The sequence below is a fragment of the Methylobacterium sp. genome (assembly GCF_028290105.1).
GTDB lineage: Bacteria > Pseudomonadota > Alphaproteobacteria > Rhizobiales > Beijerinckiaceae > Methylobacterium.
The window spans coordinates 1-16,024 of the sequence record NZ_JAQGKL010000290.1 but is presented as its reverse complement, the minus strand read 5'-3'; the positions used below and the strand labels follow the sequence as shown (position 1 = coordinate 16,024).

Below are 16,024 nucleotides of genomic sequence, written 5' to 3'. Positions count from 1 at the left end.
GCGTGTGTTCCTGTCATCGGGCGCACCCGCTCATCCGCGCGCGACGGGTATCACGGAGCCTCTGTAACGCGCGCGGATGAAGGCGGCGGTCTCGGAGGATTGCAGCAGGGTTGCGAGGCGCAGGACGCGCCCGTCCTGCGCCAGGGCCTGCGTCGTCACCAGCACGTTCGCGTAGGGGTTGTTCTCGGCCCGCTCCAGTCCGAGGGAATCCCTGGCCGGGTCGAGTCCGGCCTCGAGGGCATAGTTCCCGTTGATCACCGAGAGGGCGACGTCGTCGAGGGAGCGCGGCAATTGCGGCGGCGCCACTTCGACGAAGCCGAGGGATTTCGGGTTTTCGGCGATGTCGGCGGCCGTGGCGAAGGTGCCGTCGCGGCCGGGCGCCAGGCGGATCAGTCCGTTTTCCTGCAGCAGCTTGAGCCCGCGGCTGAAGTTGGTGACGTTGTTCGATAGGGCGACGGTGGCCCCCTTCGGAAGGTCGGCGAGGCTGCGTACCCGGCGCGAATAGAGCCCGAGCGGCTCCACATGCACCGTGGCTGTCACCGCGAAGCGAACGCCGAGTTCCGCTTCTTCCGCGCGCAGATAGGGCACGTGCTGAAAGAAGTTGGCATCCGCATCGCCGTCGAGGATCAGGCGTTTCGGGCGGATGTCACCACTGATCTCGATGATCCGCAGCGGCAGGTCGGGGGCGAGCTTGTCTTGGACGAATCCCAGAATTTCCGCATGTGGCACCGACGAGGCGACGACACGCAGGGGGGCCGCCGCCCGCGCCGTGGAGGCCGCAAGCAAGGCAAGGGACCCGGTGAGAAGGACGCGACGGTTCAGCATGGCACGCTCCGGTGGTTCGGAATCCGACGGGTGGCGTTGCACGCCGCTCGGGCATCGGCGTGGAGCGGCCTTCGCAGACGACGGGAGATCGCGCTGCGTTTCAGGCGAGCCGGTGCGCGGGTGTCGGCAGGCCGAGGTTCTCGCGCAAGGTCCGGCCCTCGTACGCGGTACGGAACAGGCCGCGGCGCTGGAGTTCAGGGATGACCAGGGTCGCGAAGTCGTCGAGGCCGCCGGGCAGGGTCGGTGGCATGATGTTGAACCGGTCGGCCCCATGAGCCTCGAAACGCTCCTGCAACGCATCCGCGATCTGGTTCGCGGTGCCCACCAGGGTCCAGTGCCCCCGCGCGCCCGCGATCCGAAGGTAAAGCTCGCGGATGCTCAGCCCCTCGCGGCGGGCCAGGCGCAGGATCAGGTCCTGCCGGCTCTTGCCGCCCTCGGTCTCGGGCAGGTCGGGCACCAGGGCGTCGTCGGAATAGGCGGAGAGGTCGGCGCCGGTGAGCTGCTCCAGCAGCGAGCGCCCGACCACGGGGTGGATCAGCGCCTGCAATTCGCCATAGCGGTCCTGCGCCTCCGCCTCCGTGCGGCCGACCACCGGGAAGGCGCCCGGCATGATCTTGAGATGATCCGGGTCGCGGCCGAAGCGCGGCATGCGGCCCTTCACGTCCGCGTAGAAGGCGGTCGCGTCCTGCAGGGTGACCTGCGCGGTGAAGATGACCTGCGCGGTGCGGGCCGCGAGCGCCTTGCCGGCCTCCGAGGAGCCCGCCTGCACCACCACCGGGTGGCCTTGCGGCGCGCGTGGTACGTTGAGGGGCCCGCGCACCGAGAAGTGCGCGCCCTCGTGCGCCAGGAGATGCAGCTTCTCGGGGTCGAAGAAGCGCCCCGCCTCCCGGTCACGCACGAAGGCGTCGTCCGCGTAGGAATCCCACAGACCCCGCACCACGTCGACGAATTCCTCGGCCCGGGCGTAGCGGTGGGCATGGGCGAGGTGGCTCTCGCGGCTGAAGTTCCAGGCCTCGCGCGGGTCGGCGGAGGTCACGAGGTTCCAGCCGGCCCGGCCCGCGCTGAGGTGATCGAGGGAGGCGAACTTCCGGGCGATGTGGAAGGGCTCGTTGTAGGTGGTCGAGGCCGTGGCCACGAGGCCGATCCGCTCGGTCACCGCCGAGAGGTGCGAGAGCAGGGTCAAGGGCTCGAACTGCCCGACGTAGCGGATCGCGGTGCGGCTCAGGGCGTCGATATCCTCGCCGCGCACCGCGACCCCGTCGGCGAGGAAGATCAGGTCGAACTTCGCCGCTTCCGCCGTGCGGGCGATCTGCCGGTAATGCGCGGCGTTGATGCCGGCATCGGCCTGCGAGGAGGGGTGGCGCCAAGCGGCGACGTGGTGCCCCCCGGGATAGAGAAAGGCGCCGAGGCGCATGCGGTCGCGGCGGGTCGGCATCGGGTTCCCCCCTCAGGCCGATCCGACGCGGTATTCGCGCGGCGGCGCGGTGCCGTTGACCGCGAAGGCGCCGACGATGCGGTCGCGATAGATCCGGGGATTGTGCGAGGCGATGGTGCGGGCGTTGCGCCAGTAGCGGTCGAGGCCGAGGCCCTCCTTGACCGCCGAGGCGCCGAGCGCGTCGAACAGGCCGGTGGTCGCCTCCAGCACGAGGTTCGTCACCACCGTGACCGCCTGGTTCACCTCGACATCGGCGAGCACCGCAGCCGCCGTCGCGTCCGCCCCGGCACGCCTCGCGTCGAAGACTCGCTGCACCGCCTCGGCTGCTTTCAAGACGATCGCCCCGGCCGCATAGGCGTTGCCCCGGACCCGGCCGACCACGGCCTGGACCTGCGGGTCGTCGGCGGTGCGGGCCGCGTTGCCGTGGCTGTAGACGCGGTGGCGCGCGGCCACCAGACGAGCCACGTCCTCGGCCGCCGCCCGGCCGATGCCGGCGAGTGTCGCCAGGTGCACGAGCTGGAAGAACGCCATGGCGTAGGGGAAGCGCGCCGGGTCCGGCTTGATCCAGTCGGGCTCGACCACGACACCGGTGAAATGCGCGGTGCCGCTGGCGGTCAGCGCCTGCCCGAACCCATCCCAATCGTCGACGATCGCGACGCCCGGCGCGCGGGTCGAGACCGCCGCGACCACGGGCGCGCCGTCCTCGTCCTGAGCCGAGAGGTGCATCCAGTCCGCGAACAGCGAGCCCGTGGTGTAGAACTTTCGACCGTCGACGACCCGCTCCGCCCCGCGCCGGCGGATGATCGTGTCGAACTGCCCGACCCGTGCCTCGCCGGTCTCGGAGACGCCGCTGCCGATGGTCTGGCCGGCCCCGATCCGCTCGATCCAGCGCGCCCGCCATTCGGGTGAGGCCGAACAAAGGACGTCCTCGGTGAAGCCGAAATGCGCGCGCAACGCGTTGGTGACGTTGGAATCGGCCTGCGACAGCTCGATCAGCAGGTTGAACAATTCGGGCAGGCTCGCCCCGTGGCCGCCGGCCGCTTCGGAGAGTCGAAGGGTGGTGAAGCGCGCCTCCTTGAGCCAGCCGAGTTCCGCATGCGGCAGCCGGCGCTCCGCGTCCCGGGCGATGGCGGTGGAGCGGATCTCCGCGAAGGCCGGGCGAAACCGCGCGGCCAGCGCCTCGTAGCGGGCGCTCGGCCCCGCGCCCCAGCCTGCATCCGTTTGTGACATGACGTCCGATTTCCGTGATGGCTGGCGCCAGTCCGAGCGCTGCGACAGCCGTTGAGATCCGAGATTATCGCCGGAAACTCAAGACGTGCCACTGTATCATGCCGAGATATAAAGATATTTGAAAGCTGATGCTCTATTCCGTTCTGTGTAAAAACGATCTTTCTCCATCCAGGCGTGAATGGACAAGAACGTTCTTCTTGACCCGGCGCTTTGGGCGAATACCCTGATCTTCGCCGCCGCTTTCGCGTGTTCGCAGGACGGAACGTCCGCCTCACGTCCCCCCTCGGCGCCGCGCCCGACAACCCTCCCGACGGATCTGCCGATGACGACGCGCCGAGAACTCCGGCTGAACGCTTTCCAGATGGCTTCGCCGGGGCACACCTGGGCGGGTCTGTGGCGCCACCCGCGCGACACGGGCAGTGCCTACAACACCCTCGATTACTGGGTCGACCTGGCACGTACCGCCGAGCGCGGCCTGTTCGACGGGGTCTTCCTCGCCGACGTGCTCGGGCAGTACGACGTCTATGGCGGCAATGCCGACGCGGCCCTGGCGCGGGCGGCGCAGGCCCCGAACATCGATCCGTTCCTGGTGGTGCCCGCCATGGCGCAGGCGACCCGGCATCTCGGCTTCGGGGTCACAGCCAACCTCACCTACGAGCATCCCTATCCCTTCGCCCGGCGGGTCACGTCCCTCGACCACCTCACCGGCGGCCGGGTCGGCTGGAACATCGTCACCGGCTACCTGGAGAGCGGCGCGCGGGGCATGGGCCAGGACCAGGCCCGCGCCCACGACACCCGCTACGAGGCGGGCGAGGACTTCCTGGAGGCGGCCTACAAGCTCTGGGAGCGCAGCTGGGAGGACGGCGCCGTCCTGCGGGACCGGGTGGGCGGCGTCTTCACCGATCCGGCAAAGGTGCACCGCATCCGGCACGACGGGCCGTATTACCGGGTCGACGGCCGCCACCTTGCCGAGCCCTCGCCGCAACGCACGCCTGTGCTCTACCAGGCCGGGACGTCGAGCCGGGGCAAGCTGTTCGCCGCGCGCCACGCGGAGGCCGTCTTCCTCAACGGCCCGACCCGGCCCATCGCCGCCAACGCCGTTCGCGGCATCCGCGAGGCCGCTCGCGCCGCCGGCCGCGACCCGCACGACATCCGCATGTTCCTCGGCGCCACCGTCATCGTGGCGCCGACCCGCGCCGAGGCGCTGAGCCTGCGCGACGAATATGCCCGCTTCCTCGATGTCGAGGGGCAACTCGCCCTGGTCTCCGGCTGGACCGGCATCGACCTCTCGGCCCTAGGCCCCGACGAGGCCCTGGCCTACGTGAAGACCAACGCCATGCAGTCCCTGGTGGAGACCCTGACGCAAGCCGGCGAGCGGCCCTTCACCCGGGCGGATTTCGCCGAGTTCGGACCGCGTGGCGCACGGGCGCCCTTCATCGTCGGCTCGCCCTCGGAGGTCGCCGACGAACTCGTCGCCTGGGCCGAGGCCACCGACGTCGACGGCTTCAACCTGACCCGTGCGGTGGCGCCCGAAACCCTTGAGGCCTTCGTCGACCTCGTGGTGCCGGAACTGCAGTCGCGCGGCGCGTTCAAGACGCGCTACCGGGAGGGCACGCTGCGGGAAAAGCTGTTTCCGGAGGGCGGTCCACGCCTCAAGGCGAGCCATCCCGGCGCGGGGTTTCGCCGGGCCGCCGGGGACGACCCTCGGGCCGTCTCCTGAGGGCCCGAGGGCGCCCCTACCAGCTCGTCAGCACCGCCCCGCCGAAGGTCTTCTCGACGAACGCCTTGGTCTCGGGGGTGCGGTAGCTTTCGACCAGGGTCTTCACCCAGGGCTGGTCCTTGTCCGCCTCGCGCACCGCCAGCATGTTCACGTAAGGGCCCTTCGGCTCTTCCTTCAGCAGGGCGTCGGAGGGCTTGAGGCCGGCGGGTGTCGCATAGTTGGTGTTCACCGCCGCCGCGTCGACATCCTCCAGGGCGCGCGGCGTCTGGGCCGCATCCACCTCGATGAAGCGCAGCTTTCGCGGGTTCTCGACGATGTCGGCCACCGTCGGCTTGAAGCCGGTGCCGGCTTTCAGCTTGATCACGCCCTTGTCCTGCAGGAGGAGGAGCGAGCGCCCGCCATTGGTCGGGTCGTTCTGGATCGCCACGGTGCCGCCGTTCGGCACGGCGTCGAAGCTCTTGTGACGCTTGGAATAGATCCCCAGCGGGAAGTTCACCGTGAGGCCGACGCCGACGATCTTGTAGCCCCGGTCGGCCCTCTGGTTGTCGAGGAAGGGCTGGTTCTGGAACGAGTTCGCCTCGATCTCGCCGGCCGAGAGCGCCTCGTTCGGGATGACGTAGTCGGAGAATTCGATGATCTGGAGATCGAGGCCGTTGCGCGCCGCGATGGGTCTGACCGCCTCCAGGATCTGCGCGTGCGGCCCCGGCGTCGCGCCGATGCGCACGCGCTTCAGGGGCTCGGCCTGCGCCAAGCTGGGCAGGGTGACGAGGATGGCGAGTGTAATGGCGCGCAGCATCGAGGATCGTCCGCGTTCAGGTGGGAAAGGTCGGGTCGCGGGGCCTTCAGGCGTGCCGGATGCGCCGGTTGAGGCGCCGCGCCAGGGCTTCGCCGAGGGTCTGCACGGCCTGCACGAGGACGATCAGGACGACGACCACCGCCAGCATCATCTCGGGCCGGAAGCGCTGGTAGCCATAGCGGATGCCAAGATCGCCCAGGCCCCCGCCGCCGACCGCGCCGACCATGGCGGAAAAGCCCAGCAGGGAGACGACCGCCAGGGTCAGTCCGAGCACGATGCCCGGCAGCGCTTCGGGGATCAGAACCTTCCCGATGATCTGGAAGGGGCTCGCCCCGAAGGCGCGGGCGGCCTCCACCAGGCCCTGGTCGACCTCGCGGATCGCCGCCTCGATCAGCCGCGCGATGAAGGGCGTCGCCGCCACCGTCAGTGGCACCGTCGCGGCCAGGGTGCCGATGGAGGTGCCGGCGATGAGGCGGGTGAAGGGGATGATCGCCACCACCAGGATGATGAAGGGCGTCGAGCGGGTCGCGTTGACGACGAAGCCCAGCACTGCGTTGACGAAGGGCGCTGCCAGCAATTCGCCGCGCCGGCTCGTGGCGAGGAATATCCCCAGCGGCAAGCCGAACACGGTGCCGAGCGAGGCGGCGAGCGCCACCATCGTGAGCGTGTCGAGGGTGGCCTGGACGAGCAGTCGGATCAGTTCAGGCGACACGGAACGCCTCCCGAGCCTGCGGCAGGTAGCCGAGCCGTTCCGACTCGATGCCGTGCGTCGCAAGGCAGGCCCGTGCCCGGGCCTCGACATCCGGCCCCGGTGGCAAGGCGATCGTCAGGGCACCGAAGGGGCGGCCGCCGATCTCGTCCACGGTCCCGGCCAGGATCGCCGCGTCGATTCCGGTCTCGCGGGCGAGGCGGGCCAGGATGGCGGTGTCGGCGGTGGCGTCCCCGAAGGCGATGCGGAGCACGACCGTCGCGCCGGGATGCGCCGCGTCGCCGAGCCGGGCCGCCAGGGCGGGAGGCAGGCTCAGACCCATCTCGCCGACGAGCAGGGAGCGCGTGACCTCCGATTCCGGCCGCGTGAAGACGTCGAAGACCGGCCCCTCCTCGACGATCGCGCCGTGCTCGATCACCGCGACCCGGTCGGCCACCGCGCGGATCACCGACATCTCGTGGGTGATGAGAACGATGGTCAGGCCGAGGTCCCGGTTGATCCGGCGCAGGAGCGCCAGGATCGAGCGGGTGGTCTCCGGGTCGAGGGCGGAGGTCGCCTCGTCGGAGAGCAGCACGTCCGGCCCGGTGGCCAGCGCACGAGCGATGCCGATGCGCTGCTTTTGCCCACCCGACAGCTCCGCCGGATAGCGCCCGGCCTGGTCCGCGAGTCCGACGAGGCGCAGCAACTCGGTCACCCGCGCGCGGATCGCGGCCCGCGTCCAGCCGGCGATTTCCAGGGGCAGCGCGATATTGTCCGCCGCGCTGCGGGCGGAGAGCAGGTTGAAGTGCTGGAAGATCATGCCGACGCGGGCACGCACAGCGCGAAGGTCTCGCTCGCGCAACGCCGAGATCTCCGCGTCCCCGAGCAGGACCCTCCCCGAACTCGGACGTTCGAGGCCGTTGATCAGGCGGATGAGGGTCGATTTTCCGGCGCCGGAGCGCCCGATGACGCCGAGTACCGAGCCGGCTTGGACCGAGAGGTCGACGCCATGGAGCGCCGCCACGGCCGCGCCGTTGCGACGTGGCGCATAGGTCTTCGAGACATTCTCGAAGCGGATCAGCGGCTCGGTCGTGGAGGCAGCGCGGCCAGCCATCGCAGCAGTCGACACGGATGATCCTTGGTATGGCCGCCCCCACCGTCGGGCCATCACGGCGGATCAACGGACAAGGACTTGCGGAAAACTCGACGTGGTCAGGTTTATCGCTGACCGTGCTGCACCGCGTCAATGAAAGCAAAGACTATATTCACGATGTATTTAAGACGAAGTGCGTCGTTCCTGCCGGGCGCACGAGAACATTCTCCTTGCGAGCGCGGGAGCGTGGCTCGGCATGACATGTCCCGGTCTGTCAAATGGTGTCGCCGTCGACCCTGAGACCTGTTGCGACATCCGAATGATCGAGAAGGTCAAACGACCCCTTCTTGGAAGACAGAAGAAATATTCGTCCGCAGATCCCCGCGAATTCGAAAAACCGTTTCCTTGCGAAAGTTCGATCCGCCTCTGTAAAAACGTGGCACGAAATCGTGATCGCGCGCCGAGACCGCTGGCGATCCGCCGTCACGATCGATCTGTTTGGCGCATGCGGGACGCGCCGTGACCCAAGCTGGAGACGACGATGACCGACGACACGCCGCGCGGGGCCGCCCCGTCGCGCCGGACGATCCTGCGCGCCGGGCTGGGTGCGGCGGCGCTCCTGCCCCTCGGCATGCCGGCGGTCCACGCCGCCGAGCGCACCGTCCGCCTGAGCTACCAGCGCTCCTCGACCCTGCTCACCATCCTCAAGGCGAAGGGCACCCTGGACGAGCGTCTGAAGCCGCTGGGCTTCGCGCCGTCCTGGCACCTGTTCACCAGCGTGATCGAGCCAATGAATGCCGGCGTCGTCGATCTCCATGCGGATGTCGCCGACGCGGTACCGATCTTCACCCAGGCCGCCGATGCGCCGCTGACCTTCTACGCCCGTGAACTCGGCGCGCCCTCGGCGGAGGCGATCATCGTGCCGGCGGACTCGCCGATCCGCAGCATCGCCGACCTCAAGGGTCGCACGGTGGGCGTGTCGCGCGGGTCGGGCTGCCATTTCATCCTGGCGGCAGCCCTCAAGAACGCGGGCTTGAACTTTTCCGACATCAAGCCGGCCTATCTCCAGGCGCCGGAGGGGCTCGCGGCCTTCGGCCAGGGCAGCCTCGATGCCTGGGTGATCTGGGATCCGTTCCTCGCGATCGCGCAGGCCAAGCGCCCGGTGCGGGTGCTCGCCGACGCCACCGGCCTGTCGAGCTACCATCGCTACTACCTCGCCAACGATCGCTTCGTGGCCGAGAACCCGCGCGTGGTCGCCATCGTCTACGAGGCCCTCAGGCAAGCCGGCCGCTGGGTGAAGGCCGAGCCGGACGCGGCCGTGGCGCTACTCGCGCCGATCTGGGGCGACCTCTCCCCGGACATCGTCGCCACCGTGAACCGGCGGCGGACCTACGACGTCACACCGGTGGTGCGCTCCGAACTCGGCGAGCAGCAGGCCATCGCGGAGACCTTCCACGAGGCCAAGCTGATCCCGCGCAAGCTCGACGCGACGGCGGTGAAGATCTGGCAGCCCGCCTCCGAGCGAGGCTGAGGCCGATGACGAACGCACCGCACTTCGGGATCTGGGCGGCCGTCCACGGCTCGCGTGCCTCCCACCACGACCCGGACGAGCCGGACGACGCCAGTTGGGACCGAAACCGCGCCCTGGTGCTGGAGGCCGAGGCCCTCGGCTTCGATTCCGTCCTCGTCGCCCAGCACACCGCCAACCCGTACGACGACGCACGCGACCAACTGGAGGCTTGGACGGCCTCCGCCGCGCTGGCAGCCCTGACCCGGCGCATCGAGATCATCGCGGCGATCAAGCCGGGGCTCTATCACCCCGTGGTGCTCGCCAAGATGGCCCTGCAGATCGAGCACATCGCCCAGGGGCGGTTTGCCCTGAACCTCGTGAATGCCTGGAACCGGGCCGAGTTCGAGCGGGCGGGTCTGCCCTTCCCGGCCCATGACGAGCGCTACGCCTACGGCGCCGAGTGGATCGGCCTCGTCGACCGGCTGATGCGCGGCGAGCGCGTCTCCCATGCGGGCCGGCATTTCCAGGTCGATGACTACCAACTGCGTCCGGCCGGAACCTTCCGGCCGCGCCCGACGATCTATCTCGGGGGCGAGTCGGAGCCCGCCCGTGCACTGGCGGCGGAGCGGGCCGACGTCTGGTTCATCAACGGGCAGCCCCTCGACGAGGTCGCGGCGCTGATCGCCGACGTCGCCCGCCGGCCCGCCACGAACGCGCCGCTGCGCTACGGCCTGTCGGCCTTCGTCATCGCCCGGGAGACGGACGCCGAAGCGCAGGCCGAGCACGCCCGGCTGCTGGCCCTGGCCGATCGCGACACCGGCTTGCGGGCCGACACGCGGGCGCGCACCGACGCGGCGAGCGTGATGTTCGCCAAGACCGATGCGGCGGCCTCCCGGCATGTGGGCACCAATGGCGGGACGGCCGCCGGTCTCGTGGGCAGCTACGACACGGTCGCGGCCCGCATCCGCGCGTTCCACGCCGCCGGCATCGAGCTGTTCATGCTGCAGTTCCAGCCGTTCGAGGCCGAGATGCGGCGCTTTGCCGAGCAGATCCTGCCCCGGGTGCGCTGACGCCTACGGGTAGCGTGCGAACCGGTGCTGCGCGGCCATGCCGACCAGCATGGCCGCGACGAAGACCGCGACGGGCAAGGCGCCCGTCGACAGGGCCGCGACGGCCGGGCCGGGGCAGAAGCCCGAGAGGCCCCAGCCGATGCCGAACAGCGCGGCGCCCGCGACCAGCGGCCGGTCGATCCGGCGCTTCGTCGGAAGCTCGAAGTCCGTATCGAAGGCCGGGTGCGGCAGGCGACGGGCCAGGGCGTAGCCGGCACCCGCCACGCCCACCGCGCCGCCGAGGACGAAGGCGAGGGACGGGTCCCAGGCCCCCGTGACGTCGAGGAAGCCCCGCACCCGCGTCGGATCGAGCATGCCCGACAGGGACAGCCCGAGGCCGAAGATCAGCCCGGCGGCCAAAGCCGCGACGATGCGGGGCGCGGCGTTCATGCGAGAACCCTGAGGAGCGCGACGGTGAGCATGCCGCTCGCGAGGAACACCAGCACCGCCGCGAGCGAGCGGGTTGAGAGCCGGGCGAGGCCGGCGACCCCGTGGCCGCTGGTGCAACCGGAGCCCAGGCGCGTTCCGAACCCGACGAGGAGGCCGGCGAGAGCCAACACCGGCAGCGAGGCGATGATGTGCATCTCCGGCCAGGCGCCTGTGGCATAGGCGAAGAGGGGAGGCCCCGCGATCAGGCCGGCCACGAAGGCGAGGTCGACGAGCCAGCGCGTACCGCGACTGCGGCCGAGCCCGGCGACGAGGCCGCTGATGCCCGCGATGCGTCCGTTCAGCAGCATCAGAAGGGCCACGGAGAGGCCGATCAGCGCCCCGCCCGCGAGCCCCGAGACAGAGGTGTTCATGGGCCGTCCGGTCAGGTTGGAAAGACACTCACCGCGCCATGCCCCAGCGCCGCACGGTGAGTCGCTCGAAAGCCGCGAAGACCACGTTCTCGACGACGAGCCCGATCATGATGACGAGGACGAGGCCGGCGAAGACCCGGTCGGTATAGAGTTCGTTGCGATTCTGGAAGATGTACCAGCCGAGGCCGCCGCGCCCGGAAGCGGCGCCGAAGACGAGTTCGGCCGCGATCAGGGTGCGCCAGGCAAAGGCCCAGCCGATCTTGAGGCCGGACAGGATCGCCGGCAGGGCGGCCGGGATCAGGATCTGCAGCACATAGGCCGGGCCGCGCAGGCCGTAGTTGCGGCCCGCCATGCGCAGGGTCTCGGGCACGCCCTGGAAGCCCGAATAGGTGTTGAGCGCCATCGGCCACAACACGGAGTGGATCAGCACGAAGATCAGGCTGCCGGAGCCGAGGCCGAACCAGAGCAGCGCCAGCGGCAGCAGGGCGATGGCCGGCAGCGGATTGAACATCGCCGTCAGGGTCGAGAGCAGGTCGCGGCCGAACTGGGTCGAGACGGCGAGCGTCGTCAACAGGAAGGCCAGGACGATGCCGTAGACGTAGCCCTGCAGCAGAACGGTGAGCGAGATCCGGACGCGATCCAGCAATTCGCCGTTGGCGAGGCCGTCGACGAGGGCCGACATCGTGGCGACGAAACCCGGCAGCAGCAGGTCGTTGTCCTGGTAACGAGCCAGCCCCTCCCAGACGAGGGCCAGGACGGCGACAATGAGGCCCTTGCGCAGCCAGTCCTGCTGCCAGAGCCGGGCCCCGAGCGGCAGCGCCCGCTCCACGGGCGCTTCCACGAAAGGCGCGAGCGCCCGGTCGTATTCCGGACGGATCGGCGGCACGAGGCTGGATGTCATCGCGCAGGCGCCAGGTTGGTTTCGGGATCGGTCTCGAACAGGCGCGTGTGCAGGCGCTGTACAGCCTCCTGGAAGGCCTCGCCGCCGATGCTGGAGAGGTCGAAGTCGTGGCTGTTGAATTCCGCCCGGACCCGGCCCGGATGGGGGGAAAGCAGCGCGACCCGGTTGCCGACGACGAGGGCCTCCTCGATGGAATGGGTGACGAAGAGCAGGGTGAAGCGGGCTTCGTCCCAGAGAGCCAGCAATTCCTCCTGCATCCGGCGGCGCGTCAGGGCGTCGAGCGCCGCGAACGGCTCGTCCATCATCAGCACCTTCGGCTGCATGGCGAGCGCCCGCGCGATGGCGACGCGCTGCTTCATGCCGCCCGAGAGCTGGTGCGGATAGCTGTCGGCGAAGGGGGTGAGGCCCACCTTGTCGATGTAGTGTCGCGCCCGCTCCGCCGCCTCGCGCCGGCCGAGCGCCTTGGCCGCGCGCAGGGGAAAAGCGACGTTCTGCGCCACCGTCTTCCAGGGTGGCAGTTGGTCGAATTCCTGGAAGACGACGATGCGGTCGGGACCGGGTTCGCGCACCGGCACGCCAGCGAGCGTGATCGTGCCCTCCACCGGCGTGATGAAACCGGCCGCCGCCTTGAGCAGCGTGGACTTGCCGCAACCCGATGGCCCCAGCAGCACGAAGCGGTCGGCCTCGTGAATGTCGAGGTCGATGCGATGCGTCGCCCGCACCACCCGCTCGGGCGTGCGGTATTCGAGCGTCACGCCCTTGATGCGCAGGAGCGGCGAGGATTCGGGCGCGGCGGCTCGGGCGGGGGCCGCCTCACGACGGACCGGGCCGTGCGCGCGGGGTTCCGCCGGCTCGAGGATAGACAGGTCGGACCGGGTGGCGGCAGAGATCAGGGTGACCCGCGTCAGCTGCCTGTGGTGATGCGCGGATCGGCGAAGAAGTAGTCGCCGATCGCCTGGGGCTCGTTCTTGATCGCCCCGACCCGATGCATGAACTTGCCCAAGCCGAGGGTGTTCTCCGGCGTGACCTTGAAGGTCACGGCTGGGTTCGTGATGATCTTCGTCAGCAGGGCGGGGTCGATCTTGCTGCCATTGATCCGGAGGTAGATTTCGGCCGCCTTCTCCGGGTTCTGGGTGATGAACTTCGCGGCGTCGTCCAGTGCGTCCAGGAAGGCTTTGTAGGTCTTCGGGCTGGTCTTGTAGAAATTCTCCGTGGCGTAGAGCACGGTGGAGGAGGCCGGGCCGCCCTGGACGTCGTAGGAGTTCAGGACGACGCGGGCCTTCGGGTTCTCGGCGAGTTCCTGGTCCTGGAACGGCGGGTTGCCGAAATGACCGCTGATCTCGGTGCCGCCCTTGATGATCGCGGCCGCCGCTTCCGGATGGGGGACGGCGACGCTGATCTTGTCGAGCCTGGCGAAGTCCTTGTCGCCCCAGAGCTTCGCCGAGGCCATCTGCAGGATGCGCGACTGCACCGAGACGCCGACGGCCGGCAGCGCGATGCGGTCCTTCTCGCTGAAATCCGCGATGGTCTTCACGTCGGGATTGTTGGTGACGAGGTAGTAGGGAAAGTTGCCGAGCGATGCGACGCCCTTGACGCTTTGGCGGCCCTTGGTGCGGTCCCACAGGGTGAAGAGCGGGCCGACGCCGGCGCCGGCGATCTCGATATTGCCAGACAGCAGGGCGTCGTTCACCGCCGAGCCGCCGGAGAGCTGGACGTACTCGACCTTGATGTCGAGGCCGGCCGCCTTGCCGTGCGTCTCGATCAGCTTCTGGTCCTCGACGACGTTGAGGAGCAGGTAGACGACGCCGAACTGCTTGGCGATCCGCAACTGGCCCTCGGCCGCCATCGCCGTGCCCGCCAAGGATCCGGACAGTGCGAGCCCGCCGAGCAGGGCCGCCGCCCAACGCCGCGAGAGGCCGGTGCGTTGCTTCGTCATCATCAAGCCTGTCGCCGTATTGGTTCGCGCGGACTGCAAATTCGGTCCGTATAGCGCCCGCGAAGGTGATTGCCGGGGCTCGATACGTCAATAAGATTGAACTCTCTATTCGGGAGGTCTTGGAGAACGTTTGTCTTTCGGGCAGGGGGTCAGCAGATATTTCATGCTGACGTGAATTTTAGAGCCGGAATTTCCTCCGGCAGGACGGAGGAGAGCGACTGGGCGTGACCCGCCGGAGAGAATTTGCCGCCGACGTGGCTGCATCACCCCGCGCAAGCTGCCGGGAATACAATCTCGTCCAAGCCGAATGTCGCGCAGGCTTTTGATCTCCGGAACGATTGAAAAACGAAAACGCGTTCGCTTGCCCAGGCATATTGAATACGTTTGAATTACAGGGCGCCGACGCGAAGACCACGACCCGGTCCGTTCGGCGCCTCGTCAAAATCTCTCCGGATCAATGTTGCCATGCCCCCTGACGCCTCGCGCCGGTCCGCGCACCGACGCGGTTTCCTTCGGCTCGCCGGCGGTGCCGCCGGCGCCATCGGCATCGCCAAAGCCGCGTGGGCCGCCGACGGGGGCGAGACCTTGACTGTGCCCGAGTGGAGCCGTGCCCCGGGGGCGCCGGTGGCCTCGCCGCCCTATGGTCAGCCCTCTGCGTTCGAGCGGCTGGGCCGCCGGCCTCGCTCGGTCCCGGCCTTTCCCGGCGCGGCCTCCACGGGCACGCCGCTGCAGCACCTCCACGGCATCATCACGCCCAACGGCCTGCATTTCGAGCGCCACCATGCCGGCGTGCCGGCGATCGACCCGGACCGGCATCGGCTGGCGATCCACGGCCTCGTCGAACGGCCCCTCGTCCTGACCATGGACGACCTCGTTCGGATGCCCGCCGTGTCGCGCATCCATTTCCTCGAATGCTCCGGCAACACGCCTTGGCTCGGAGCCAAGCCCACCTGGACCCTGCAGGAGAGCCACGGCCTCCTCTCCTGCGCCGAGTGGACCGGCGTCGAGCTCGCCACCCTCCTCGACGAGGTCGGGGTGAAGCCGGGGGCGGCCTGGATCCTGGCGGAGGGGGCGGATGCGGCCGGGATGACCCGCAGCATCCCCCTCGATCTGGCGCGCGACGGCGCCATCCTGGCCTATGCCCAGAACGGCGAGCGGCTGCGCCCGGAACAGGGTTACCCCCTGCGGCTGTTTCTTCCCGGCGTCGAGGGCAACCTCAGCATCAAGTGGCTGCGCCGCTTGAAAGTCGGCGACCAGCCGTTCCAGACCCGCGAGGAGACGGCGAAGTACACCGACCTGATGCCGGACGGCTCGGCGCGCCAGTTCACGTTCCTCATGGAGGCCAAATCCGTCATCACCACGCCCTCCGGCGGCGAGCGCCTGGGGGAGCCCGGCTTTCGCGAGATCCGGGGGCTGGCCTGGACCGGACGCGGACGGATCACGGGTGTCGAGGTTTCCACCGATGGCGGGGCGCGCTGGAAGGCGGCGACCCTGGAGGGGCCGGTGCTGCCACGCTGCCTCACGCGATTCCGGCTGCCCTGGCGCTGGGCGGGCGGCCCGGCACAGCTCCTGAGCCGCGCCACCGACGAGACGGGCTATGTCCAGCCCGCCCGCGCGACGCTGGTGTCATTGCGCGGAACTCAGTCCTTCTACCACAACAACGCGACGTTCGGCTGGGCGGTCGCCGCCAATGGAGGCGTCAGCCATGCGGGCTAACCTGTTCGGAGCGCTCGCCGGCCTCGTGCTGACCGGCGCGGCTCTCGCCGATCCCGCCGGCCCGGCGGCACCGCTGCACCCGGCGCCCGCCCGCCTCGGGATCGGTCAGCCGGCGAGCCCGCAGGATCTGGCCGCCTGGGACATCGACGTGCGGGCCGATGGCCAGGGCCTCCCCCAGGGGCACGGAAGCGTCCGCGACGGCGCGGCCCTGTTCGGCGCGCGCTGCGCGGCCTGCCACGGCGCGCGCGGCGAGGGGGCAGCGGCC

General features: G+C 69.5%; 16 protein-coding genes. 5 read left to right on the top strand and 11 right to left on the bottom strand.

Annotated features, from left to right (window positions below; genetic code table 11):
* Positions 1-30: 30 nt before the first annotated feature.
* From JWQ05_RS19620 to JWQ05_RS19610, 3 genes are all read right to left on the bottom strand, one after another.
* On the bottom strand, positions 31-825 hold the full coding sequence (locus JWQ05_RS19620; RefSeq protein ID WP_299662244.1) for a MetQ/NlpA family ABC transporter substrate-binding protein: 795 nt from the start codon (positions 823-825) through the stop codon (positions 31-33).
* A 100-nt stretch (positions 826-925) separates the two neighbouring features.
* A complete protein-coding gene (locus JWQ05_RS19615; RefSeq protein WP_299662242.1) occupies positions 926-2,260 on the bottom strand; it encodes an LLM class flavin-dependent oxidoreductase in 1,335 nt (444 codons plus the stop codon).
* Positions 2,261-2,272: 12 nt separating this feature from the next.
* Positions 2,273-3,490 (bottom strand): acyl-CoA dehydrogenase family protein, encoded by a 1,218-nt coding sequence (locus JWQ05_RS19610; RefSeq protein WP_299662241.1) that lies wholly within the window; start codon positions 3,488-3,490, stop codon positions 2,273-2,275.
* A 322-nt stretch (positions 3,491-3,812) separates the two neighbouring features.
* On the opposite strand from JWQ05_RS19610, the gene JWQ05_RS19605 reads away from it, so the two are divergent.
* Positions 3,813-5,210: an LLM class flavin-dependent oxidoreductase gene (locus JWQ05_RS19605; RefSeq protein WP_299662239.1), complete on the top strand. Its 1,398-nt coding sequence runs from the start codon at positions 3,813-3,815 to the stop codon at positions 5,208-5,210.
* A 16-nt stretch (positions 5,211-5,226) separates the two neighbouring features.
* Here JWQ05_RS19605 and JWQ05_RS19600 read toward each other — a convergent pair whose 3' ends face one another.
* Genes JWQ05_RS19600 through JWQ05_RS19590 form a run of 3 tightly spaced genes read right to left on the bottom strand, consistent with a single transcriptional unit; the run spans position 5,227 to position 7,808 of the window.
* Positions 5,227-6,006, bottom strand: a complete 780-nt coding sequence (locus tag JWQ05_RS19600) for a MetQ/NlpA family ABC transporter substrate-binding protein (protein ID WP_299662237.1) — start codon at positions 6,004-6,006, stop codon at positions 5,227-5,229.
* A 46-nt stretch (positions 6,007-6,052) separates the two neighbouring features.
* Positions 6,053-6,718 carry a methionine ABC transporter permease gene (locus JWQ05_RS19595; RefSeq protein ID WP_299662235.1) on the bottom strand — a complete coding sequence of 222 codons (666 nt, stop codon included), beginning with the start codon at positions 6,716-6,718 and terminating at the stop codon, positions 6,053-6,055.
* Entirely contained in the window at positions 6,708-7,808 is a 1,101-nt protein-coding gene (locus JWQ05_RS19590) for a methionine ABC transporter ATP-binding protein (protein ID WP_299662233.1), read from the bottom strand. The genes JWQ05_RS19595 and JWQ05_RS19590 overlap by 11 nt, the downstream gene beginning before the upstream one ends.
* Before the next feature lie 520 nt (positions 7,809-8,328).
* On the opposite strand from JWQ05_RS19590, the gene JWQ05_RS19585 reads away from it, so the two are divergent.
* Positions 8,329-9,318 (top strand): ABC transporter substrate-binding protein, encoded by a 990-nt coding sequence (locus tag JWQ05_RS19585; RefSeq protein ID WP_299662231.1) that lies wholly within the window; start codon positions 8,329-8,331, stop codon positions 9,316-9,318.
* Positions 9,319-9,323: 5 nt separating this feature from the next.
* A complete protein-coding gene (locus JWQ05_RS19580) occupies positions 9,324-10,367 on the top strand; it encodes an LLM class flavin-dependent oxidoreductase (protein WP_299662229.1) in 1,044 nt (347 codons plus the stop codon).
* Positions 10,368-10,370: 3 nt separating this feature from the next.
* On the opposite strand, the gene JWQ05_RS19575 is transcribed toward JWQ05_RS19580, so the two are convergent.
* The 5 genes from JWQ05_RS19575 to JWQ05_RS19555 all read right to left on the bottom strand — a co-directional run bounded on the left by JWQ05_RS19575 (position 10,371) and on the right by JWQ05_RS19555 (position 14,043).
* On the bottom strand, positions 10,371-10,796 hold the full coding sequence (locus tag JWQ05_RS19575; RefSeq protein ID WP_299662226.1) for a YeeE/YedE family protein: 426 nt from the start codon (positions 10,794-10,796) through the stop codon (positions 10,371-10,373).
* A complete protein-coding gene (locus JWQ05_RS19570; protein WP_299662223.1) occupies positions 10,793-11,206 on the bottom strand; it encodes a YeeE/YedE family protein in 414 nt (137 codons plus the stop codon). The genes JWQ05_RS19575 and JWQ05_RS19570 overlap by 4 nt, the downstream gene beginning before the upstream one ends.
* Positions 11,207-11,234: 28 nt before the next feature.
* Positions 11,235-12,107: an ABC transporter permease gene (locus JWQ05_RS19565; protein WP_299662220.1), complete on the bottom strand. Its 873-nt coding sequence runs from the start codon at positions 12,105-12,107 to the stop codon at positions 11,235-11,237.
* Complete coding sequence (locus JWQ05_RS19560; protein ID WP_299662269.1) at positions 12,104-12,877, bottom strand: ABC transporter ATP-binding protein; 774 nt, start codon at positions 12,875-12,877, stop codon at positions 12,104-12,106. The genes JWQ05_RS19565 and JWQ05_RS19560 overlap by 4 nt, the downstream gene beginning before the upstream one ends.
* 134 nt (positions 12,878-13,011) lie before the next feature.
* A complete protein-coding gene (locus JWQ05_RS19555; protein WP_299662268.1) occupies positions 13,012-14,043 on the bottom strand; it encodes an ABC transporter substrate-binding protein in 1,032 nt (343 codons plus the stop codon).
* 465 nt (positions 14,044-14,508) lie between these two features.
* Between JWQ05_RS19555 and soxC the strand changes: the two genes are divergently transcribed.
* Both soxC and JWQ05_RS19545 read left to right on the top strand, forming a co-directional pair.
* On the top strand, positions 14,509-15,759 hold the full coding sequence (soxC, locus tag JWQ05_RS19550; protein WP_299662217.1) for a sulfite dehydrogenase: 1,251 nt from the start codon (positions 14,509-14,511) through the stop codon (positions 15,757-15,759).
* Positions 15,749-16,024 (top strand): c-type cytochrome (locus JWQ05_RS19545; protein ID WP_366944621.1); only part of this gene is annotated, 276 nt, incomplete at its 3' end. The genes soxC and JWQ05_RS19545, both read left to right, overlap by 11 nt.

Coding starts and splice junctions, on each gene's coding strand:
- JWQ05_RS19620 (WP_299662244.1), bottom strand. CDS start 825: ATGCTGAACCGTCGCGTCCTTCTCACCGGGTCCCTTGCCTTGCTTGCG.
- JWQ05_RS19615 (WP_299662242.1), bottom strand. CDS start 2,260: ATGCCGACCCGCCGCGACCGCATGCGCCTCGGCGCCTTTCTCTATCCC.
- JWQ05_RS19610 (WP_299662241.1), bottom strand. CDS start 3,490: ATGTCACAAACGGATGCAGGCTGGGGCGCGGGGCCGAGCGCCCGCTAC.
- JWQ05_RS19605 (WP_299662239.1), top strand. CDS start 3,813: ATGACGACGCGCCGAGAACTCCGGCTGAACGCTTTCCAGATGGCTTCG.
- JWQ05_RS19600 (WP_299662237.1), bottom strand. CDS start 6,006: ATGCTGCGCGCCATTACACTCGCCATCCTCGTCACCCTGCCCAGCTTG.
- JWQ05_RS19590 (WP_299662233.1), bottom strand. CDS start 7,808: ATGGCTGGCCGCGCTGCCTCCACGACCGAGCCGCTGATCCGCTTCGAG.
- JWQ05_RS19585 (WP_299662231.1), top strand. CDS start 8,329: ATGACCGACGACACGCCGCGCGGGGCCGCCCCGTCGCGCCGGACGATC.
- JWQ05_RS19580 (WP_299662229.1), top strand. CDS start 9,324: ATGACGAACGCACCGCACTTCGGGATCTGGGCGGCCGTCCACGGCTCG.
- JWQ05_RS19575 (WP_299662226.1), bottom strand. CDS start 10,796: ATGAACGCCGCGCCCCGCATCGTCGCGGCTTTGGCCGCCGGGCTGATC.
- JWQ05_RS19570 (WP_299662223.1), bottom strand. CDS start 11,206: ATGAACACCTCTGTCTCGGGGCTCGCGGGCGGGGCGCTGATCGGCCTC.
- JWQ05_RS19565 (WP_299662220.1), bottom strand. CDS start 12,107: ATGACATCCAGCCTCGTGCCGCCGATCCGTCCGGAATACGACCGGGCG.
- JWQ05_RS19555 (WP_299662268.1), bottom strand. CDS start 14,043: ATGACGAAGCAACGCACCGGCCTCTCGCGGCGTTGGGCGGCGGCCCTG.
- soxC (WP_299662217.1), top strand. CDS start 14,509: ATGCCCCCTGACGCCTCGCGCCGGTCCGCGCACCGACGCGGTTTCCTT.